At 76.1% G+C, this 21,406-nt stretch carries 14 protein-coding genes; 7 read left to right on the top strand and 7 right to left on the bottom strand.

Annotated elements, in window-relative coordinates; all coding sequences use genetic code 11:
• Positions 1–711: 711 nt before the first annotated feature.
• Positions 712–1,482 carry a FadR/GntR family transcriptional regulator gene (locus HCK00_RS18480; RefSeq protein WP_168103096.1) on the bottom strand — a complete coding sequence of 257 codons (771 nt, stop codon included), beginning with the start codon at positions 1,480–1,482 and terminating at the stop codon, positions 712–714.
• 148 nt (positions 1,483–1,630) lie between these two features.
• Between HCK00_RS18480 and HCK00_RS18475 the strand changes: the two genes are divergently transcribed.
• From HCK00_RS18475 to HCK00_RS27755, 5 genes are all read left to right on the top strand, one after another.
• Complete coding sequence (locus HCK00_RS18475) at positions 1,631–2,896, top strand: ABC transporter substrate-binding protein (protein WP_168103095.1); 1,266 nt, start codon at positions 1,631–1,633, stop codon at positions 2,894–2,896.
• A 162-nt stretch (positions 2,897–3,058) separates the two neighbouring features.
• The gene (locus HCK00_RS18470) at positions 3,059–3,892 is read left to right on the top strand and encodes a carbohydrate ABC transporter permease (RefSeq protein WP_311765377.1); all 834 of its coding nucleotides are present in this window, start codon (positions 3,059–3,061) and stop codon (positions 3,890–3,892) included.
• Complete coding sequence (locus HCK00_RS18465; RefSeq protein ID WP_168103093.1) at positions 3,892–4,713, top strand: carbohydrate ABC transporter permease; 822 nt, start codon at positions 3,892–3,894, stop codon at positions 4,711–4,713. The genes HCK00_RS18470 and HCK00_RS18465 overlap by 1 nt, the downstream gene beginning before the upstream one ends.
• Position 4,714: 1 nt before the next feature.
• The gene (locus HCK00_RS18460) at positions 4,715–6,052 is read left to right on the top strand and encodes a mandelate racemase/muconate lactonizing enzyme family protein (RefSeq protein WP_168103092.1); all 1,338 of its coding nucleotides are present in this window, start codon (positions 4,715–4,717) and stop codon (positions 6,050–6,052) included.
• Positions 6,053–6,087: 35 nt separating this feature from the next.
• Positions 6,088–8,112, top strand: a complete 2,025-nt coding sequence (locus HCK00_RS27755; RefSeq protein WP_168103091.1) for a right-handed parallel beta-helix repeat-containing protein — start codon at positions 6,088–6,090, stop codon at positions 8,110–8,112.
• A gap of 137 nt (positions 8,113–8,249) precedes the next feature.
• On the opposite strand, the gene pyk is transcribed toward HCK00_RS27755, so the two are convergent.
• The 4 genes from pyk to HCK00_RS18435 form a co-directional block, all read right to left on the bottom strand.
• Complete coding sequence (gene pyk, locus HCK00_RS18450) at positions 8,250–9,686, bottom strand: pyruvate kinase (protein WP_168103090.1); 1,437 nt, start codon at positions 9,684–9,686, stop codon at positions 8,250–8,252.
• Positions 9,687–9,748: 62 nt separating this feature from the next.
• On the bottom strand, positions 9,749–10,471 hold the full coding sequence (locus HCK00_RS18445; RefSeq protein WP_375781977.1) for a GNAT family N-acetyltransferase: 723 nt from the start codon (positions 10,469–10,471) through the stop codon (positions 9,749–9,751).
• Between the two features lie 80 nt (positions 10,472–10,551).
• Positions 10,552–12,309: an IucA/IucC family protein gene (locus HCK00_RS18440; RefSeq protein WP_168103088.1), complete on the bottom strand. Its 1,758-nt coding sequence runs from the start codon at positions 12,307–12,309 to the stop codon at positions 10,552–10,554.
• Between the two features lie 271 nt (positions 12,310–12,580).
• Positions 12,581–14,152, bottom strand: coding sequence for a pyridoxal phosphate-dependent decarboxylase family protein (locus tag HCK00_RS18435; protein ID WP_168103087.1), 1,572 nt, complete (start codon positions 14,150–14,152; stop codon positions 12,581–12,583).
• A gap of 729 nt (positions 14,153–14,881) precedes the next feature.
• Here HCK00_RS18435 and HCK00_RS18430 point away from each other — a divergent pair.
• Entirely contained in the window at positions 14,882–16,588 is a 1,707-nt protein-coding gene (locus tag HCK00_RS18430; protein ID WP_168103086.1) for a SpoIIE family protein phosphatase, read from the top strand.
• 123 nt (positions 16,589–16,711) lie between these two features.
• On the opposite strand, the gene pepN is transcribed toward HCK00_RS18430, so the two are convergent.
• Together pepN and HCK00_RS18420 are read right to left on the bottom strand one after the other, a co-directional pair.
• Entirely contained in the window at positions 16,712–19,606 is a 2,895-nt protein-coding gene (gene pepN / locus HCK00_RS18425; RefSeq protein ID WP_168103085.1) for an aminopeptidase N, read from the bottom strand.
• A 104-nt stretch (positions 19,607–19,710) separates the two neighbouring features.
• Positions 19,711–20,118, bottom strand: coding sequence for a chorismate mutase (locus HCK00_RS18420; RefSeq protein ID WP_277348258.1), 408 nt, complete (start codon positions 20,116–20,118; stop codon positions 19,711–19,713).
• Between the two features lie 261 nt (positions 20,119–20,379).
• Here HCK00_RS18420 and HCK00_RS18415 point away from each other — a divergent pair, with 261 nt between their 5' ends.
• A complete protein-coding gene (locus tag HCK00_RS18415; protein WP_168103084.1) occupies positions 20,380–21,357 on the top strand; it encodes a hypothetical protein in 978 nt (325 codons plus the stop codon).
• Positions 21,358–21,406 lie beyond the last annotated feature (49 nt).

The raw sequence follows: 21,406 nt of genomic DNA, 5'->3' as shown, positions 1-21,406 counted from the left end.
GGGGGGGGGGGGGGGGGGGGGGGGGGGGGGGGGGGGGGGGGGGGGGGGGGGGGCGGGGGGGGGGGGCCCGGGGGGTGTGGGGGTGGGGCACGGGGATGTGCGGGCAGGGCGGGGCGGTGCGGGTGCCGGGGAGGCGGCTCGCCGGGCGTGGTGAGGGACGTCCGGGGTCTCCCTGGCGGCGGGGCCGGGGCCGGCCGGTGGGAGCCGTCCGTTGTTCCGGCAGGTCAGAGATGTTCCGGTGGATCTGACGTGCCGGGCGGGTGCGAGAGCGTGCGGGAGGGCTCAGCGGCGCGGGGTGGGGGTGGCGCGTGGGGCACGGGGCGGGGTGGCGCGTGGGGCGTGCGACTGCCGGAGGGGCAGCGAGACTTCTCGTTCGACATCGCGAACAGCGACCGAAGTGTCAGACACGGATCATAGGGAGTCTGCTCGCGGCGTCAACCTCTCCGGCACGACTCCGTCGGTGGCCCGTACCGGCCGCGCCCGCAGGGGAGTTGACGGCGCCGCAGGTCATGGCGGCGGGGACGGGGCTCCCCGGGTGCGGGAAAGGGAGCGAGGGCCCACGGCCGGGACCGGACCGGCTGCCCCGCCCCGCCCGGCGGGCGGAGGCGGGCGGACCGGGGCGGGCTCCGGGCCCGGGGCGGATGAGGCAGAACGGGCCGGGGGATCCCCCGGAGCCCGGAGGCGGGCCCGCCCCGGCGCCCGCCCCGGCCGTCAGCGTTCCAGCCGCACCGGGTCCGCGGGCGCCGGGCGGCGGACCAGCCACGCCTCCGTGATGTGGGTGAACATCGCGTCGGCCGCGCCGGCCGGGTCGTGGGCGGTGATCCGCTCGCAGATCCGGCGGTGGCCGCGGTTGGAGGCGACGCACAGGGACCGCTCGGTCCGGCCCATGTAGCGGGCGGTGTTGACGACCTGGCTCTCCAGGGAGCGCACCACGGCGCGGGCGATGCGGTTCCCCGAGATGCGCATGATCAGGTCGTGGAAGGCGCGGTCGTGCTCGTGGTAGGCGACGTGGTCCTCGACGAGTTCGTCCATGCGGTCGACCAGGGCGCGCAGCCGGCCGGCCGCGTCGGGGGTGACGATCCGGGCGGCCACATGTGCCATGTCGGACTCCAGCAGGCGCCGGGTGACAACGAGGTCGTCGAGGATCGCCAGGTCCTCGTCCTCGGCGATGGTGGCCGCCAGCACCTGCTCGTCGAGCATGTTCCACCGGGCCGGCGGGGTCACCGTGGTGCCGGACCCCTGGCGGACCTGCACCATGCCCTTCTCCTGGAGGACCTTCACCGCTTCGCGGATCACGGTGCGGCTGACCGAGAAGGCGGCGCAGAGGGCGGGTTCGGGGGGCAGCGGGGTGCCGGGAGCGTGGTCGCCGCGGACGATCCGGCCGACCAGTTCCGCCGTGACGGCCCGTGCCAGGTTGGCGGGACGCCGCGCCCAGTCGGGCGGGGCGGGGGTGGTGGCCGGCGCGGGCCGGGGTGCGGTCATGGTCCCTCCGGTGGGCCCGGCGGCGCCCCGCCGCGTGGCCGGGCACCAGTATAGGCGCCACCCCTTGACGTCATTCGTCATACGAATTACGTTCCGGGGTCAGCTCCGCCGGCCCCGGTCCTCAGCGTGTGACGGAAGGTCAGCAGTCATGAAGCGACGCGTACTCGGCTCGGCCGTCCTGATCGCGGGGGTGCTCCTGGCCGGCTGTGGCAGCGCGGGGTCGGGCCGGCCGTCCGGCGGGACGGACGGCACCCTCGTGGTGTGGGACTGGAAGTCGGGCGACAAGACGGCCGCGGCCTACATCGAGCGGGCGAAGGCGCGTTTCGCCGAGGACCACCCCGGGGTGACGGTGAAGTTCGTGGCCCAGCCGTTCGAGCAGTACTACACGCTGCTCGGCGCGGCCCTCCGCTCGGGCGCGGGCCCCGACGTGATGCTCTTCAACGGCGGTGGCCGGCTGCGGGACCGGGCGGCCTCGCTGCTCCCGCTCGGCGGGATGCCGGCCGGGGACCGTGAGCGGCTGGCCGGCTGGGAGGCCTTCACCGCGGACGGGACGGTCTACGCCGCGCCGGTGACCCTGCAAGGCCACCCGATCTACTACAACAAGGCGCTCTACGCGAAGGCCGGTCTCGATCCCGGGCGCCCGGCCACCACGTGGAGCGGTCTGGTCGAGGACTGCGCGGCCATCACCGAGGCCACCGGCGCCCGCTGCTTCTCCCTCGGCAACAAGGAGGGCTTCGGCATCCAGTTCTTCCTCTCGGGGCTCGGCCCGGGCGTCCTGACGCCACGGGAGTACGACGACTGGATCGCCGGGAAGCGGGACTGGACCTCCCCCGGCGTGCGGCGGATCTTCGAGCTGTGGAAGGAGGCCGGCGACCGGGGGCTGAACACCGCGGGCGCCAACTCGACCGCGCTGTTCAACGACGCCTTCGCCCGCTTCGAGTCGGGCAAGGCCGCCCATGTCGTCGGGCTGATGTCGGACGTGGGGCACTGGAAGGAGTTCGGCGAGTTCCTGGACCCCGGGGACATCGGCGTGATGCCGGCGCCGCGCGCGGCCGAGGGCGCGGAACCGGCCCTCCCCTACGACGGCGGCATCGGGTACGCGGTCGCGAAGGGCACCGCGGAGCCGGAGCTCGCCACCGACCTGGTGCGCGCCCTGACCTCGACGGAGGCGCTGCGCGCGTTCCACGCCGACGCCGGGGCGGTGGTGTCCGACACGGAGGTGGAGATGTCCGGCGGCGGTCCGGCGCTCGACACGATCGTGGCGGGCATCGGCACCGGCAGGCCCGCGCTGCACGTCGCGCTCTCCTCGCGGACGCTGGATCTGATGGGGCGGCTGTCCCAGCAGATCCTCAGCGGTTCCGCCGGGATCGACGAAGCGCTCCGCCGGCTGGCCGCCTCCGAGCGGGAGGACTGACCGGTGCCGCGGGCGGGCGCGTCCGCGCCGTCCCCTCCCGGCGCTGCGGTTCCGTCCGGCGCGGAACGGGGCGCGCCGCGGACGGGGCGCGGCTCCGGCCCCGCGGGGCGCGCCGCGCGCCGGGTCGCGGGCGGGGCGCGGGGCGAGCGGCTCGCGCCGTACGTGCTGGTGGCCCCGGCCGTGCTGGTCCTCGTGGCGCTCCGGCTGTGGCCACTCGTCCTCGGTGTGAACTTCTCCTTCACCGGCGACGGCGCGCGCGACGGGACCGCGGTCGGCCTGGACAACTACCGGGAGCTGTGGCGGGATCCGCTCTTCCGGAGCGCGCTGCGGAACACCGGGACGCTGGTGCTGCTGCTGCCGGTGGCGGTGGCGATCCCGGGCCTGCTCGCCACCTTCATCCATCTGCGGGTGCCGGGGCACCGGTTCTACCGCGGCGTGTACTTCTTCCCGGCCGTGCTGTCACCGGTGATCGCAGGGGCGATCTTCAATCTGCTGCTGGCCTACGACGGGCCGCTCAACCGGGCCCTGGAAGGCGCCGGCCTCGGGGCGGTCGACTGGCTCGGCGATCCGGACGTCGCCTTGTTCACGGTCGTCGGGGTGCATGTGTGGGCGACGTTCGGGATGGCCCTGGTGGTCTTCCTCGCCGGGTTCGCCGCCCTGGACACCAGTCTTCTGGACGCCGCGAAGGTGGACGGCGCCTCCTTCCCGGCGACCCTCCGGCACGTGATCGTCCCCGGTCTCTCCCGCACGATCCAGTTCGTCTTCGTCACCACCATGATCGGGATGCTGACCTCGATGTTCGGTCTGCTGTACGTGATGACCGGCGGCGGGCCGGAGGGCGCGACCCACCTGCCGGAGTTCTACATCTGGATCCAGCAGGGGCAGATGGACCGCCCGGCGCTCGCCGCGGCGGCCTCGACCGTACTCTTCCTCCTCATGCTCGTGGTGGGGCTCGCGCAGATCGGGCTGCTCCGCCGCTCGGGGAGGGAGCACTGATGGGGCGCGCGGGCCGCCGGCTGGCCGCCGTCCCGATGGCGCTCCTGGCGCTGGCGACGGTCTACCCGCTGCTGTTCACGGCCAACGTGGCGGGCAAGACCCGCCGGGAGTACGTCCTCGACCGCTTCTCCCCCACGGGCTCCCCGCACGCCGAGAACCTCGTCACGGCGTGGACGGGCGTCGGCATGGCGCGGTACGCGGTCAATTCGCTCCTCGTGGTGGTGTGCGCCGTCGCGCTGCTCCTGCTGCTGGGGTCGATGGCCGGCTTCGCGCTGAGCCATCTGCGGTTCCGCGGGTCGGGGGCGCTGTTCCTCGGCTGTCTCGCCGCACTGTTCGTCCCCTTTCAGGTGATCATGGTGCCGCTGGTGCGGATCATGGCGGACGGCGGGCTCGTCGACACCTACCCGGGGCTGGTCCTCGCCTACGTCGCCCAGTTCCTGCCGTTCACGATCTTCCTGATGACGAGCTACTACGCCTCGGTCCCGCGCGAGCTCGTGGACGCGGCGCGGATCGACGGGAACACCCTCTACGGCGTCCACCGCCGCGTCATGCTGCCGCTGGGCGCCCCGGCGCTGCTGTCGGTCGGCATCCTCGACGCCCTGTTCTGCTGGAACGACGTGCTCATCGCCCTGCTGGTGATGCCGTCCCCCGAACACCGCACGCTCATGGTCGGGGTCACCTCGCTGCGCGGGCAGTACGCGCAGGACGTCCCCGTCTTCGCCGCGGGGGTGCTGATCGCCGCGGTCCCCGTACTCCTGCTCCACCTCTTCTTCCAGCGCCAGATCGCCGACGGGGTCACCGCCGGCGCCACGAAGGGCTGACATGCGGATCACGGGTTTCCGTACCCTCACCACCGTCCAGGAATGGGGCCGTCCCGTCGGCGACGCCAACGGGATCCACCCCGGCGGGGCCGTTCCCGTGCCCCTCGTCCTGGTGGACACCGACGCGGGGCTCACCGGCGTCGGGATCGGCCCGCACGCGGGGCTGGCGGAGGTCTTCACCGCGCTGGAGGGGGAGGATCCGCGCTGCGTGACCGCCCTGTACGACCGGATGCTGCGGCGGACGTTCAAGGCCGGCCACTCCGGGGCGCTCTTCGGCGCGATCGGCGCGCTCGACACGGCCCTGTGGGACCTCAAGGCGAAGGCGGCGGGCGAGCCGCTGTGGCGCCTGCTGGGAGGGCGCGTCCCGCGCGTCCCCGGCTACGCCTCGGGGCTCGACATCGGCCTGGACGACGAGGAACTGGCCGCGGTCTACCGGGACTACGCCGCGCACGGGCTGCGGGCCGCCAAGCTGAAGGGCGGTCTCGACGTCGAGCGGGACCGCCACCGGCTGACGCTGGTCCGCGACGTGCTGAGCCGGGCCTCCCCCGGCCGCCGGCCGGCGCTGATGCTCGACGCCAACGAGACCTGGTCGCGGAAACAGGCGGTGCGCCACATCTGCGAGCTGGAGCGCACCCTCGACCTGACCTGGGTCGAGGAGCCCGTCCGGCGCTGGGACGCCGAAGGGCTGGCCGCGGTCGGGCGGGGCGTCCGGGCGGCCGTCGCCAGCGGGGAGAACCTCACCGGGCTCGAACAGTACCGTCCGCTGCTGGCCGCGGGAGCCGTGGACGTGGTGCAGGCCTCGGCGGTCTGGGGGGTCACGCACTTCCTGCGGGTGGCGGCGCTGGCCCACGCCCACGACCTGCCGGTGAGCCCGATCGGGAACACGCCCGTCGCGCTGGTCCACGCGGCGGCCTCCCTGCCGAACCACCTGGTCAGCGAGGTGCAGGAGCTGCGGCCGCCGGCCGGTCTCCACATCGATCTGCACGTCGGGGACGGCGCGTTCGTCCTCGGCGGCTCCCCGGGGCTCGGGATCCACGTCGACGAGGCCGCGATCGCCGCGGCCGCCCCGGCCGCCACGTCCCCCGCGGCTCCCGCGGGGGACGGCCCCGCCGTGCGGCCCGCGGCGGCCGGGCTGCGGCTGCTGGCCGTCCCCGGGGAGGACACCGCCGGCCCGGGCCCCGGCCGGCCGGACCGGCCGGCGGCCTCCGGCGGCCCTCCCCGCCGTCCCGGCGGGGCAACAGGCACGAGCACGAGCACAGGCACAGGCACAGGCACAGGCACAGGCACCAACAGCGTCACCGGTACCGGCGCCGGCGCGCCGTACACCGCTCACCACTGACCCGTGCGTCTCGCCCCCACGGAAAGGACCCGACCGTGCCTCCCCCCACCTTCCGCTCCCCCACCGTCCGCGCGTTCGCCGCGGCCACCGCCGCCGCCCTCACCGCCGGGCTGCTCGCGGCCCTGCCCGCATCCGCCGCGCCCGCCGCTTCCGCCACGCACACCCTCGTCGTCGCCGCGGAGGGCACCGCGCGCGCCGACGACAGCGGGCCCGGCACCGCCGAGCGGCCCCTGCGGAGCCTCGGCGAGGCCCAGCGGCGCGCCCGGGCCCTGGCCGCCGCGGGGGACGGTGACGTCACCGTCTCCCTACTGGCGGGCACCCACCGGCCGGCCGCGCCGCTGCGGTTCGGCGCCGCCGACTCCGGCCGGAACGGTCACACCGTCACCTGGCGGGCCGCCCCCGGGGCCCGGCCGCTGGTCAGCGGGTCTCAGCCGGTGACCGGCTGGGTCCTCGACGACGCGGCGAAGGGCATCTACAAGGCCGATGTCGGCACCGGGTTCGACACCCGCCAGCTCTACGTCGACGGGAGACCCGCCCAGCGCGCGCGGTTACGGCTGGCCCGGTCCGACATCCGCCTGGACGCCTCCGGCTTCACCCTGCTGAACCCGGCCCTGTCGTATCTGGGGAACCTGCCCGACCAGCGGCGCGTCGAGTTCCAGGGGATGCTGTCGTTCACCAACCGGTTCGCCCCGGTGCAGAGCATCTCCGGCACCCGGGTCCTCATGCGCCAGCCGGCCTGGGACAACAACACCTACGGGTACGACACCCTCCAGGCCCCGTTCCGGACGCCGGAGTTTTCCCTGCTCAACTCCAGGAGCTTCCTCGACGAGCCGGGCGAGTGGTACCTGGACACGGGGTCGGGGACGCTGTACTACAAGCCGCTCGCCGGGCAGGATCTGCGCACCGCCCGGGTCGAACTCCCGCGCCTGGAGCGGCTGGTCGAGGTCGGCGGCAGCTACGGCGCGCCCGCGCGGAACCTCCGCTTCGAGGGGCTGACCTTCACCGGCACCACCTGGCTGCACCCCGGCTCCTCCGACGGTTACGCCAACCAGCAGACGGGCGCGTTCATCAGCGGGGTCCAGCCGCACCGGCCCGCCGACGCCTTCACCTCGTGCGCCACCGGCTGCAAGGGCTTCGAGGGCGCCCGCAACTCCTGGGCCCAGACGCCGGGGGCGGTCCAGGTGTCGGCGGCCGAGTCCATCACCTTCGCCGGCAACACCTTCGTCAATCTCGGCTCCGTCGGGCTGGGCATCGGCAACGACGCGAACGCGCACGCCACGGGGGTGGGGCTGGGCGCGCGGAACGTGTCCGTGACGGGCAACACGTTCACGGCGAGCGCCGGCGGCGGCATCGTGGTGGGCGGGGTGCGGCCGGACGCGCACCATCCGTCCGACCCGCGGATGACCAACGCGGACATCGTGCTCCGGGACAACCGGGTGCACGCCACCGCCCTGGAGTACCTCGACCAGGACGGGATCTTCGCCAGCTACGTCTCGGGGCTGGCCGTCGAGCACAACGAGGTCTCCGACATGCCGTACACCGGGATCGGCGTGGGCTACGGGTGGGGCGCCAACGACCCGGGCGGCAGCCCCGAGTACAGGAACCGCGGCCTGTACGACCACCAACCCGTGTACACCACGCCGACGACCCTGCGGGACGTCCGGATCGTGGGCAACCACGTGCGCGACGTCGTGAGGACGATGTTCGACGCCGGCTGTGTCTACACGCTGTCGGCCATGCCGGGCAGCACCGTCGAGGAGAACTTCTGCGAGAACAGCGGGCAGCTCGGCCTGTACTTCGACGAGGGCTCCCGCTACCTCACCGCGCGGTCCAACGTCTTCCTCCGCACCGCCGGCCAGTGGGCGCACGCCAACAACCAGAACGGCAACCACACCGGGAACCTCACCCTGACGGGGAACTACACCACGAACCCCGCCATCACCGGGATCACCGACGGGGACCGGGGGAACGTCGCCCGCGACAACACCACCTTCTCCACCGGGAACGTCCCCGCCGGTGCCAGGCGGGTGATGGACGCGGCGGGCCCGGCCGGTTCCTGACCGGCGCCCCGGGGCCGGGCCCCGGGCCGGCCCCTCCGCGGGCGGCGGGCCCGGCGTCCCGGGTGCCGGGCCGGCCCGGGCGGCACGGTCCGGCACCCGGCATCGGGGGTGGGGGCGGGGCCCCCGGGGCCCGGCCGTCAGCCGTCCGCGGAGACGTCCTCACCGATGTGGTGGACGCGGACCAGATTGGTCGTGCCGGGGACGCTCGGCGGGGACCCGGCGGTGATGACGACGATGTCGCCCGGATCGCAGCGCCCGCCGCGCAGCAGCTCCGCGTCCACCTGGGCGACCATCTCGTCCGTGGAGCCGACCTGCGGGCTCAGGAAGGTCTCCACGCCCCAGGTGAGATTGAGCTGGGCGCGGGTGGCCGGGTCGGGGGTGAAGGCCAGCAGCGGGATCGGCGAGCGGTAGCGGGAGAGGCGGCGGGCGGTGTCGCCGGACTGGGTGCAGGCGACGAGGTAGCGGGCGCCGAGGAAGTCCCCGAGTTCCGCGGCGGCGCGGGCCACCGAGCCGGCCTGGGTGCGGGGCTTGTGGGTGGCGACGAGCGGGGGCAGGCCCTGGGTGAGGAGCTCCTGCTCGGCGGCCTCGACGATGCGGCTCATGGTGTGGACGGTCTGGACGGGGTGCTTGCCCACGCTGGTCTCGCCGGAGAGCATCACGGCGTCGGTGCCGTCCATCACGGCGTTGGCGACGTCGGAGGCCTCGGCGCGGGTGGGGCGGGAGGCGTCGACCATGGAGTCGAGCATCTGGGTGGCGACGATGACGGGCTTGGCGTTGCGCCGGGCGAGCTTGACGGCCCGCTTCTGCACCATGGGGACGTTCTCCAGGGGCATCTCCACGCCGAGGTCGCCGCGGGCGACCATGATGCCGTCGAACGCCGCGACGATGTCCTCGAGGTTCTCCACGGCCTGCGGCTTCTCGATCTTGGCGATGACGGGCAGGCGGCGGCCCTCCTCCCGCATCACGCGGTGCACGTCGTCGGCGTCGCGGCCGTTGCGCACGAAGGAGAGGGCGATGAGGTCGGCGCCGGTGTGCAGCGCCCAGCGGAGGTCCTCGACGTCCTTGCCGGAGAGGGCGGGGACGGAGACGGCGACGCCGGGGAGGTTGAGCCCCTTGTGGTCGGAGACCAGGCCGCCCTCGATGACGACGGTGTGGACGCGGGGCCCCTCGACGGAGGTGACCTCCAGGGTGACGCGGCCGTCGTCGACGAGGACGCGCTCCCCGCGGGCGACGTCGGCGGCGAGGCCGGCGTAGGTGGTGGAGCAGCGGTGGCGGTCGCCCTCGATGTCGTCGACGGTGATGGTGAATTCGTCACCGCGTTCGAGGAGGACGGGACCTTCGCGGAAGCGGCCGAGACGGATCTTGGGTCCCTGGAGGTCCGCGAGGACGCCGACGCTGCGGCCCGTTTCCTCGGCGGCCTTGCGGACGTGGCGGTAGCGGGCCTCGTGCTCGGCGTAGCTGCCGTGGCTGAGGTTGAGACGGGCCACGTCCATGCCGGCGTCGACCAGGGCTTTGATCTGGTCGTAGGTGTCGGTGGCGGGGCCCAGGGTACAGACGATTTTCGCTCGGCGCATGGAGTGACCCTACGACCTACCAGTGGGTAGCGAATGGGCTCGGGGCGACTGCTCAACAACCTTTACCTGAAAGGTTGTTGACAAATGGAGGTATGTGCGCGAGGGCGCTCCGATGAGCGTCCGGGCGGGTCGCCCGGGGGTTCCCGCGGGCCGGGGGCGGGCCGCTCGCGGACCATGAGCACCGCCGTCTTGCCGGGCAGGGCGATCCTCCCGGCGGGGCGGAAGCCGGCGCGGCGGAAGGCGGCGACGGAGCGGGCGTTGCGGTGGTCGGGCTCGGCGAGGACCCGGCGGGCGCGGGGGTCGGCGGCGAACTGGTGACCGGTGACGGCGCGGATCAGCCGGGGGCCGAGGCCACGCCCCCGCTGGGCGGCAGGACCGATGAGCAGGTGGAGACCGGCGTCGTGCGGCCGGGCCGGGTAGTGGCCGGCGAGCGGATCGAGGTCGGCGCGGTAGAGCTCCCAGTAGCTGACCGGGACGCCGTCGAGACTGCCGACGCAGGGGGTGGAGCGCCCCTGGGCGAGCTGGCCGGCCAGATGGCGGCGGACCTCCGCCGCGGGCCGGTCGAGCTCCGGCCACCAGCGGGCGACCTCCGGATCGGCGGCCCAGGCGCGGAGGAGGGCGGTGTCGGTGCCGGGATCGGCGGGGCGGAGGGTGAAGCGGCCGGCGGTCAGGCGGGCGGCGAAGGTGCCCAGGGCCCCGGCGCTCCCCGGCGCGGGTCGCGGCCCCGGCGCGGGCGCGGACGGGGACCCGGGCGGTGACGCGGGAGCGGTCCCGGGGTCACGCACCGGGTCACACGCCGGGTCCGGGCCGGGTCCGGATCCCGGGCCGGGGCCCGCACCGGGGGCCGCACCGGGGCCGGGTGCGTTCACCGGCGGGCCTCCGCCACCGGGTTGGGGATGTCCACGTAGACGGACTGGCTCTCCAGCGGCCCGGTGAGTTCGTCCAGGCCCCGGACGCGGGTGAGCAGGTTCGCCTTGCAGCGCAGGGTCGGGGCCTCGCGGAGGGTGGCGGCCGGCGGGAGCCGGTCGCCGTGACGGGCGGCGAGGACGGCGAGGTGGCGGTCGGTCTCGGCGAGGAGGTCCTCCTCGTCGGCGAGGCCCTGGGCGCCGAGGGCGCCGATGGTGCCGAGGATGTTGTTGACGCCGATGTAGTAGCCGAGGCGTTCGTCGATGACGGCGTCGTCGACGTAGGTGCCGAGGTCGCGGCCGATGTCCGGGATCCACCGGTGGAGGGCGTGGCTGCGGGCGGGCGAGAAGTAGTAGCCCTGGTTGTCGCGGTAGTGGCCGCCGGTGGGCCAGCCGTCGGCGTCGAGGGTGACGAGGGTGTTCTGCTGGTGGGCTTCGAGGCCGAGCCCGTACTCGGCGTAGAGCCAGCACAGCGGGGTGATCACGGCGTCGAGGTAGCGGCTGAACCAGGCGCGGGCGGTGCGCCGGGTGGAGTGGCCGGTCTGCCGGGCGAGGTGGTCGAGGATCCCGGCGATGCGGGAGCGGTGGTCGGGACGGTCCGGGCGCTCGGCGAGGAGCCCGGCGAGGCAGCCGGTCCAGCCGCGGGGGCGGGTCCCGGCGCGGGCGGCGCGGAAGGGGTTGGCGCGGACGACGGCGTCGAGACCGGTGGGGGTGGTGGAGCCGGGGCTGTGGACGGCGAGCCAGGCGGGGTCGCGGACGATGTGGAAACGGGGGTGGGCGGCGCGGAGGGCGCCGGCGAGCCCGGCGTCGAGGAGGCGGTGGACGGCGAGGCCGCGGCGGAGTTCGGTGCGGTGGTTCTCGCGGCGGGAGTTGGTGATCCGCAGGCCCAGGGAGAGCTTGAGCATCACGGGCGCGTCGGCCCGGTAGAGGGTGCGGACGGAGGAGGTGGGTGACCAGGGGGCGCCGGAGGGGCCGAGGTCGTGGAGGTGTCCGCCGTCGAGGAGGGTGCGTACGGCGGGCCGGTGCAGGAGGTCCTGGGCCTGCCAGGGGTGGGCGGGGACGAGGACGGTGCCGGGCGGGGCGTCGGGGTGGCCTGCGAGGTCGGCGAGGAGCGGCTGGAGGGGGCGGGCCAGGGCGGAGTCGCTGTCGAGGACGGCGGGGTGGGCGGCGAACCAGTGGAGGGCGAAGGAGCCGTGGAGTTCGGGTGAGTAGCGGGCGGCCTCGGTGTCGGTGAGTCCTTCCCGGCTCTTGGGGGTGGGGTGCAGGGGGTGGCCGGTGACGAGGGCCTGTTCGGTTTCGAGGAAGAGGGTGGCGGGGGGCTCGACGGTGTGCGGGCGGGCGCGGAGGAAGTGCGCGACGCGGTGGGCGGAGTCGGTGACGCGGGCGGTGAGGTCGGTGACGGCGGCGGCGTCGCCGGCGGCGGTCTCGACGGCGAGGAGGGAGGCGACGAGCGGCGCGGGGGCCTTGGTGCCGGTGTGCAGGCGGACGCGGCCGAAGCGGTGGTGCCCGGTGGCCGACCAGTGGATGACGGGAGCTTCGAGGGTGGCGCCGGAGGCGGGGAGGCGCAGCCGCAGATGGCCGTCGGCGGGCCGGGGGACGCCGGTCTCACGGACCCAGCAGCGGAGGAGGTTCCCGGTGGTGACGGCGTCGGCGATGGCCGCGGGGTCACCGGGCCGGTGGTGTCCGGTGACGGCGCGGGTGGGGAGCGTCGTGCTCATCGGTTCTCTTTCCGTCCGGGGGCCGCCGCCGGTCCGGGGCGGGATGCTCCGGCGGGTGCCGGGGCCGCGGGCCGGGCCGGGGCGGGCCTGGTCAGTGGGGTGGGGCCGGAGTTCCCGCACCGGGTGAGAGGCCGGTGGCTGCCGCTGGTGGTGGGGGGTGGCCGGGTGTGGTGGCGCGCCGGGGCCGGGGGCAGGGGATCGGGAGGGGTCAGGGGGCTGGACGGTCAGGGGGCTGGACGGTCAGGGGGCTGGGGGCCGGCCGGCCCGGCGGTCAGGGCCGGGTCTCGGCGAGGGTCTCGGCGAGCGCCTCCAGGTCGGTGGGGCGGACGGCGGGGTGGAGCAGGGTGGCCTTGAGCCAGAGGCGGGTGTGCCCGTCGGCGTCCCTCGCGCGGGCGCGGCCGACGACGGCGCGGCCGTCGGTGAGCAGGCGGCGGCGGACGCCGGCGACGTAGGCGTCACCGGCGTCCTCGCCGTCGGTGCGGGCGAGGTCGTCGGCGGCGGCGGGGCGGAGGAGGACGGTGCTGATGCCGACGGGGCCGGGCCGGCGGCGGAGCCGGGGGTGGCCGTCGGCGAGGGCGGCGAGGCGCTCGGCGGCGTGCACGCAGTGCTCGACGAGGCGGGCGAGGCCGGTGCGGCCCAGGGCGCGGAAGGTGACGGCCATCTTGAAGGCGTCGGGGCGCCGGGTGGTGCGGAGGGAACGCCCGAGGAGGTCGGGGAGGCCGGCCTCGGTGTCGTCGTCGGCGTTGAGGTAGTCGGTCTGGTGGGTGAGGGGTTCCAGCGCGGTGGTGTCGCGGACGGCGAGAAGCCCGGCGGGGACCGGCTGCCAGCCGAGTTTGTGCAGGTCGAGGGTGACGGTGACGGCCCGGTCGAGGCCGTCGAGGCGACCGCGGAGGGTGTCGCTGAAGAGGAGGGCCCCGCCGTAGGCGGCGTCGACGTGGAGTTCGGCGCCGTAGGTGGTGGCGACGCGGGCGAGCTGGTCCAGCGGGTCGATCAGCCCCTCGTCGGTGGTGCCGGCGGTGGCGACGACGAGGGCCGGCCCGGCGGTGTCGGCCAGGGCGCGGTCCAGGGCCGCGGGCAGGACGCGCCCGGCGTCGCAGGCGACGGTGACGGGGGTGGGCAGGCCGAGGAGCCACGCGGCGCGGTGGACGCTGTGGTGGGCGTTGGTGCCGCAGACGACCTGGACGGTGCGGGCGCCGGTGGCGCGGGCGCGTTCCCGGGCGAGGAGCAGGGCGACGAGGTTGGACTCGGTGCCGCCGCTGGTGACCACCGCGTCGGGGAGGGGGGAGCGCGGGTACACGAGGGCGGCGACGGCCCGGGTGAGTTCGGTTTCCAGGGCGGTGGCGGCGGGCGCCTGGTCCCAGGAGTCGAGGGAGGGGTTGAGGGCGGCGGCCGCGAGGTCGGCGGCGGCGGCCACGGCGAGCGGGGGGCAGTGGAGGTGGGCGGCGCAGTGCGGGTCGGCGGGGTCGGCGGCTCCCTCGGCGAGGGCCTTCACGAGCGTGGCGAGGGCCTCGCGGGGGCCGCCGCCGTCCTCGGGGAGAACGGGGTGGAGGGCGGTGCGGAGGCGGTCGGCGACGACCTTGGGCCCGCCCGGGGGCAGCGGGCCCCGGCGGTCGCGGGCACCGGTGCCGAGCGCGTCGAGCACGGTGTGGAGCAGCGGTTCGAGGGCGGCCGGCCCGTGGGCGCCGCCGGCCAGGGCGGCCGCCGCGGGGTCCGCGCAGGCGCGGCCGGTGGCGGCCGTACCCCTTGAGGCGGGGCCCGGGGCGGGGCCCGGGCCGGGGCCGGTGGGGGCCGGCCCGGTGCCGGGGCCGGAGGGGCGCGAGGTGGGGAAGGCGCCGTGCGACATGGGAAGCCCTTTGGTCGGGTTCGGGGGCACACGATCCGGTGGGTCGCCCCGGCGGGCCGGGGGTGCCTTACACTCCTCTACACGCTTTCCGGACCCGCCGGGTTCATCGCAGGACCGAGCAGAACGGGCCAACTGCCATGAAATCGCGGCGCGTTGGGATCCCCTCACCGCGTGCGCGAGCCCCGCGCGCGGGGGGTGAGGCGCCGGGCCCCGGGTTGACGGAGAGCGGCGGGGAGCGGCAGCGGGGGTTCCGCGCACCGGGCCGGTTCCGTGAGGGTTCCGGTCACCGCCCGCCCCTCCCCAGCAGCCCGCCACACCCGGCGCCCCCGTGTCCGGCGGCTCCCGGGCCCGGCACAGCAGACTGAACCCCTGCCGGCACGCCCAGTCGGCACGCCCTGCCGGACGCACCCTCCTGGGCCCCGGCTCCTCCGCCCCGCCCGCGAGCAGACAGACGGCCCGACACCGCCCGGCGCCGCTCCCCCGGGGCGGTGCTCCCCTCCCGCCCGGCGCCCGGCCGCCGCCCCGTACCGCCCTCCGGCCCCCACCGCCGCGCGCCGGCCGGGCCACCCGGCCCGCTCCCGCCGCGCCGTCGCCCGTACCGCCCCGTACCGCCGCGCCCACCGTCCGCGGGGCCCCGGGCGGCCCGCCGTCACCCGCACGCGGCGCGTGAAGCGCGTGGTGGGGGGTACTCCCGGTGCGTTCCGTTCCCGCACAGCAGGGGAGCCGCTGATGGTCGGCGCGTCCGACGGCGAGTACCGTCCACTGCCCGGCGGGGAGCTGCTGAACGCGATGTTCTACGGCCTGGACGCCGGGGTGCTGGTGGTGGACTCGGAGGCGCGCATCCTGGTCGTCAACCCGCGGGCCTCGGAGATCACCCGGCTGGCGCAGGAGCGGTTCCTCGGCGCGGACCTGCACGACCTGCTGCACCGGGAGGAGGACGGCTCGGCCGCGCCCCGCGACCGGTGCCCGCTGCTGGCGGCGCTGCGGGCCGGGGTGCCGACGCGGACCCAGGGCGCCTGGTTCCGGCGCGGGGACGGTTCGCTGCTCCGGGTGGGCTGGCTGATGGCGCCGTACCTGGTGACGGGCGAGCGGGCCGGGGCGGTGGTGACCTTCTTCGACCTCTCGGAGCAGGAGGAGGAGGCGCGGCGGCGGGACGCGCACCTCGCGGCGCTGCGGCGGCGGGCCGAGCGGCTGTCCCTGGTGTCGGAGATCACCACCGTGCTGACCTCGACGCTGGACATGCGGGAGGCGCTGCGGCGGCTGGTGCGGCTGGTGGCGCCGCGGCTGGGTGACTGGGCGGTGGTGGACCTCCTCGGGGAGCAGGAGGAAGTGGTGCGGGTCGCCGTGGTGCACTACGAGAACGGCACCCATGTGAACGTCGCGGAGCTGGAGGGGCGGCTGCCGGACCGGGTGTCCTGGGAGTCGCGGTCACCGTTGCAGCGGGTCCTGCGGGGCGCCCCGGCGCTGTTCGTCGGCCCGGAGCACTACGCGGGCGAGCCGGACTCGGCGATCCAGGGGGCGCAGAAGGACCTGTTCCGCACCACGGGCATGCACGCGGCGGTCATCGCCCCGCTGCGGGGCGGCCGGGGCGTCATGGGGGCACTGACCGTGGGCCGGGCGGACCAGGAACAGCCGTTCGACCGGGAGGACCTGGCGCTGGTGGACGACATCGCGCGGCGCGCCGGCCTCGCCGTGGACAACGCGCAGCTCTACGACCGGCAGCGGCGGGTGTCGGAGACGATGCAGCTGCACCTGCTGACGCCGCTGCCGCGGGTGCCGGGGCTCGCGATGGCGGCGCGCTATCTGCCCGCGCCGGAGGGGTCCCAGGTGGGCGGCGACTGGTACGACGCCTTCGTGCTGCCGGACGGGGCGGCGACCCTGGTGATCGGTGATGTCATCGGCCACGATCTGCAGGCCGCGGCGAACATGTCGCAGGTGCGGAACATGCTGCGGGCGTTCGCCTGGGACGTGCGGGAGCCGCCGTGCCAGATCGTCGACCGGCTGGACCGCGCACTGGTGACCATCAGTGACGCGCCGATGGCGACGCTGGTGCTGTGCCATCTGGAGCGCGGCGAGTCCGGCCCGTGGCAACTGACCTGGCACAACGCCGGGCATCCGCCGCCGCTGCTGATCCCCCCGGAGGGCGCGCCACGGTTCCTGGAGGAGGGGCACGGGTTGCTGCTGGGCACCCAGGCGGAGAACGAGCGGACGAACGCGACGGTGCCGCTGCCGGCCGACAGCACGCTCGTGCTCTACACCGACGGCCTGGTGGAGGCGCCGGGACAGCCGCTGGACACCGGCCTGGAGCGGCTGCGCGGCCGGGCGCTGGAGCTGGCGGGGCGCCCGCTGGGCGAGTTCTGCGACCGGCTGCTGGCGGAGGTCGCGCCGGAGGAGACGGCGGACGACATCGCGCTGCTGGTGGTACGGGCGCCGTGAGCCTAAGGGGCCCGGGGCGGGCGGCGGCCCTCCCCGCTGGACCGGGGGGAGGACGGCCGGGTGGCGGCCCGGGGCGCGGGCGGACGGTTGTGGCGCGCGCCCTCGCCCCGGGGCCGGGTGGGTTCAGCCGCCGGCGCGGGCCGCGCGGGCCCGCAGCACGCGCGCCAGGTCGTCGAGCCGGTCGGCCAGGGGGCGGCGCAGGGCCGGAAGGAGGTCCGGGGCGCGCAGGCACTCCCGGCCACGGCGGAGCGTGGCCTCGTCGACGGCGTGGGCGGGGAACCCCTCACGGCCGAGGACGGCGGCCACGGCCGGGCCCCGGCGCGCCGCGGCGGCGGGCGCGTCGTCCCAGTAGCGCTCCGCCCAGGGCGCGAGCAGATCGCGCTGCTCCGGCTGCCAGAAGCCCTGCGCGGTGGCGGCGACCAGGCGGTTGGAGAGGTCGCCGGAGGTGAACAGGGCGGCCCAGGCGGCCTCCTTGGCCGCCACGTCGGGCAGGGCGGCGCGGCAGCGGGCCGCGCCCTCCCGCCCGGTGGCGCCGGGGTCGGCGGCGAGCGCGGCGTCGATCTCCGCGGGTCCGGCGGCGCCGAGCACCACCAGGCGGAGCAGCAGCCGCCAGCGCAGCTCGGGGTCGAGCGCCGGCCCGCCGGGGACGGTGCCGGCGGTGAGCCAGCCGCTGAGTTCGCCGGTGCCGGTGTGGTGGTCGAGGAGACCGCGGACGGCGGCGAGCCGCAGCCCGGCGCGCTCCTCACCGCCGCCTCCCCCGGGGCCCTCTCCCCCGCCGCCGGCGGTTCCCGCGCCGTTTCCCGGACCCGCCGGACCGCCGGTGCGCCGGGGAGATCCGGTGCGGTCCAGCAAGGCGCGGCAGACGCCGGTGAGACCGGCGAGGGCGGCGGGCCGCGCGGTGGCGGGGAGATGACGGTCGGCGATCTCGTGGCGGGCGAAGGTGAGCACGGACGGCACGACGGCGAGGTCCGTCTCGTGCGGGAGGTGGTCGCGGACGGCCCCCAGGTACTCCTCCGGGTCGAGGTCCCCGTCGCGCACCATGTCCCGCGCGGTGGTCCACAGGACGGCGCGGGCCAGCGGGTCGGGGACGCGGGAGAGGGCGGCACGGGCGGTCGCCCAGGAACGCGGGTCGAGCCGGAGCTTGGCGTAGTCGCGGTCGTCGGCGTTGAGGAGGACCAGGTCGGGGCGGGGGCCGGGCAGGGTGCGGGCCGGCGCGTCGCCGTCCGCGGGGACGTCGACGGTGAGCCGGTCGCGGAGGACGAGCGGGCCGGAGGCGGGGCCGTGGTCGTAGAGGTCGACGGTGAGCCGGTGGGGGCGGCTGCCGGTGTGGCGGACGGCCAGCCGCCAGCGGGGGCGCCCGGCGGCGGCCGCGCTGCGGGCGCGGTCCCCGGAGCCGCCGGGGACGGGCGGCCGCTCACCGGGGTGGCCGGGCGCGGCGCCGGAGCGGGGCCCGGGGTGGCCGGGGTTCTCACCGGCGTCGTGTGCCTCCCGGGCGGGCGGGCCACCGGGCACACCCGGCGCGGAGGGGTCGCCGGGCGCGCCGGGGTCGCCGGGCACACCCGGCACGCCGGGGTCGCCGGGCGCGCCGGAGGCGTCCGCGCCGCCGGAGCTGCCGGAAGCCGGCCGCACGTCCCCGGCCTCCGCGGTGAGGGTGTCCACACCGCTCGTGGTCAGCCAGCGGGCGGCCCAGGCGTGGACGTCCTCCCCGGAGGCCCGGGCGAGAGAGTCGAGGAAGTCGGCGAGGGTGGCGTTGGCGAACCGATGCCGGGCGATGTGGTCGTTGACCCCGGCGAGGAAGGTCCTCTCCCCGAGGCGGGCGACGAGCTGGCGCAGGGCGGAGGCGCCCTTGGCGTAGGAGATGCCGTCGAAGTTGAGGAGGGCGGAGGCGGTGTCCGGCACACCCCCGGGGGCGGGCGCGACGGGGTGGGTGCTGGGCCGCTGGTCGGCGTCGTAGCCCCAGCTCTTGCGGGAGGCGGCGAAGTCGGTCCAGGGCGAGCGGAAGCGGGTGGCCTCGCCGAGGGTGCGGAAGCCCAGGTACTCGGCGAAGGACTCGTTCAGCCAGATGTCGTCCCACCAGCGGAGGGTGACGAGGTCGCCGAACCACATGTGGGCCATCTCGTGCGCGACGACCATGGCCCGGGTCTGCCGCTCGGTGTCGGTGACGGCGGAGCGGTGCACGAACTCGTCGCGGAGGAGCACGAGTCCGGGGTTCTCCATGGCGCCCGGGTTGAACTCGGGGACGAACGCCTGGTCGTAGGAGTCGAAGGGGTAGGGCTCGTCGAAGATCTCGTGGTAGCGGTCGAAGCAGCGCCGGGTGACGCCGAGGATCTCGGCGGCGTCGCGGTCGAGGTGCTCGGCGAGGGAGCGGCGGACGTGCAGGCCGAAGGGGATCCCGGCGTGCTCGGTGCGCACGGAGTGCCACGGGCCGGCGGCGAGGGCCGTGAAGTAGGTGCTCAGCGGCGGGGTGGGCGCCGCCTCCCAGCGGGCCGTCCCGTCCGTCCCGCCGGTGCCGGCGGGCGGGGTGACGCGGCGGGTGACGGCGTTGGCGAGAACCGTCCAGCCGTCGGGCACGGTGGCGGACATCTCGAACACCGTTTTGAGGTCGGGCTGGTCGAAGGCGGCGAAGACGCGCTGCACGTCGTCGAGGAAGCAGTGGGTGTGGACGTAGGTCTCGCCGTCGGCCGGGTCGGTGAAGCGGTGCATGCCCTCACCCGTGCGGGAGTACCGCATGTCGGCCTCGACCCGCAGCTCGTGCGGGCCCGCGGCGAGCCCCGTCAGCGGCAGCCGGTTGCCGTCGAGGAGGCCGGGGTCGAGCTCCTCGCCGTCGAGGAGGACGCGGCGCAGCCGGGCGGGGCGGATCTCGGCGAAGGTGTCGCCGGCGGTGGCCGCGGTGAAGCGGAGCACCGTGGTGGAGCCGAACAGCTCCTCGCCGCGGGTGAGATCGAGGTCGACGGCGCAGTGGCGGACGTCGAGGAGGCGGGCCCGGGCGCGGGCCTCGTCGCGGGTGAGTGCGGGCATGCGGCCATGCTGCCAAACGGGGTGAGCGGCCCATCCGCCGTGGTGGCGGACGCGCGGTACCCGCCCCGCGGGAAACGGCCGGATCCCGCGGGTCGGCCGGCCGGTTACGAGCGGGCGATCGTCTCGTGGTGGCGGATCACCTCGGCGATGATGAAGGTGAGGAGCTTCTCCGCGAACGCCGGGTCGAGCCGGGCGCTCTCCGCGAGGCCGCGGAGCCGCTCGATCTGGCGTGCCTCCCGGGCGGGGTCGGCGGCCGGCAGGGCGTGCCGGGCCTTGAGGCGGCCGACCTGCTGGGTGCACTTGAAGCGCTCGGCGAGCATGTGGACCACGGCCGCGTCGATGTTGTCGATGCTCTCCCGCAGCCGCTCCAGCTCGGCCCGGACCTCCGCGTCGGCGGCGGCGGCCGTCCCCTCCCCACAGGCCGGGGCGGTGGCGGGGGCATCCGGGGCGGCGGGGGCATCCGGGGTGGGGGTGGCGGTGTGGGCGGTGGCGTCGGGGGGCGGGTTGGTCATCGTGGCGCTCTCCGGTCATTCGGCACGGCCGCACGGGCGGAACAGTGCGTCACCGTAACAGGGGCCGGTGTCCGCCGCCGGACGCGTCCACCCTGCGGAAGCCACCCGCCCGGGGAGGCCCGGTGAGCCGGCCGCCGGGCCGGTGCCGGTGCGCGGGGACCGGGCGCCGGGCCGGTGCCGGTGCGCGGGGGGCGGCCCGGTGAAGGCGGCGCGGGCCCGTGCGGGCCGGTCGGGGGCCGCCCGGCGCCGTAGAGTTGGGCCGTGGCGCCGGGGAGCGAGGTCGTGCACGGGTATCCGCATCTGGAGACGGTGCGGTCCGCCGTCACGGCGCTCCACCGGAGCCTGCCCGCCGGGGAACTGCGGTCGTTCACGGCGAGCGTCCTCCCGGTCGAGGTGGCGTTCTCCGATGACGAGGACCTGCGGGCGGGCGTGGCGCGGGTGGCGGGGGTGATGGTGCGCCATCTGCGGCTGCCGGAGGCGCCGGTGGCGGTGACGTTCCGGGAGATGGCCGAGGCGGCGACGGTGGATCCGGCCGGCGGCCGGGAGTACGACATCGAGCTGCACCCCCGGTACGACCGTCACCGGCGGGACATCGGGGCCGTCCTGGCCCACGAGTTCACCCATGTGTTCCTGCACCGCGCGGGCCTGTCGTTCGCCGGGACCGAGCGGAACGAGATCCTCACCGACACGGCCGCCGCGTATCTGGGCGCGGGCTGGCTGCTGCTCGACGCGTTCCGGCGGTCCGCGCTGGAGTCGCAGAAGCTGGGCTATCTGACGCCCGAGGAGTACGGGTACGTGCTGGCGAAGCGGGCGCTGCTGTTCGGGGAGGACCCCTCGCCGTGGTTCACCAGCCCGCAGGCGTACCCGGCCTACACGCGGGGCCTGGCGCTGGCGCGCCGGGACGGGCGGCGGCCCCCGCTGGCGGCGGCGGGCCCGGCGGCGCGGCTGCGGTACGCGCGGGACCGCCGGGCGGCGCGGGCCGGCGTCCGGCGGCCGCGGCCGGCGGAGCGGTCCGCCCCCGGCGGTGGCGCGGGCGGACAGGTGGACGGCGGCCGCACGGGCGGGGCGGACCGGCGGGCGGAGGGCGCGGACGGCGCCGGTTACACCTTCGAGCCCGGCCCGCCCCTGCGGGTCTCCTTCCCCTGCCCGGTCTGCCACCAGCGGCTGCGGGTGCCGGTGCGGGGCCGGGTGCGGGCACGGTGCGGGGTGTGCGGAACGGTCCTGGAGTGCGACACCTGAGGGGCCCCGGGACGGGCCGGCGCCGGCGGGGGCCGGGGCGGGAGCCCGG

The organism is Streptomyces zingiberis, assembly GCF_012034935.1.
GTDB classification, from domain to species: Bacteria; Actinomycetota; Actinomycetes; order Streptomycetales; family Streptomycetaceae; genus Streptomyces; species Streptomyces zingiberis.
Note: the sequence above shows the minus strand (reverse complement) of the source record. Positions and strands in the feature narration are given on the sequence as shown.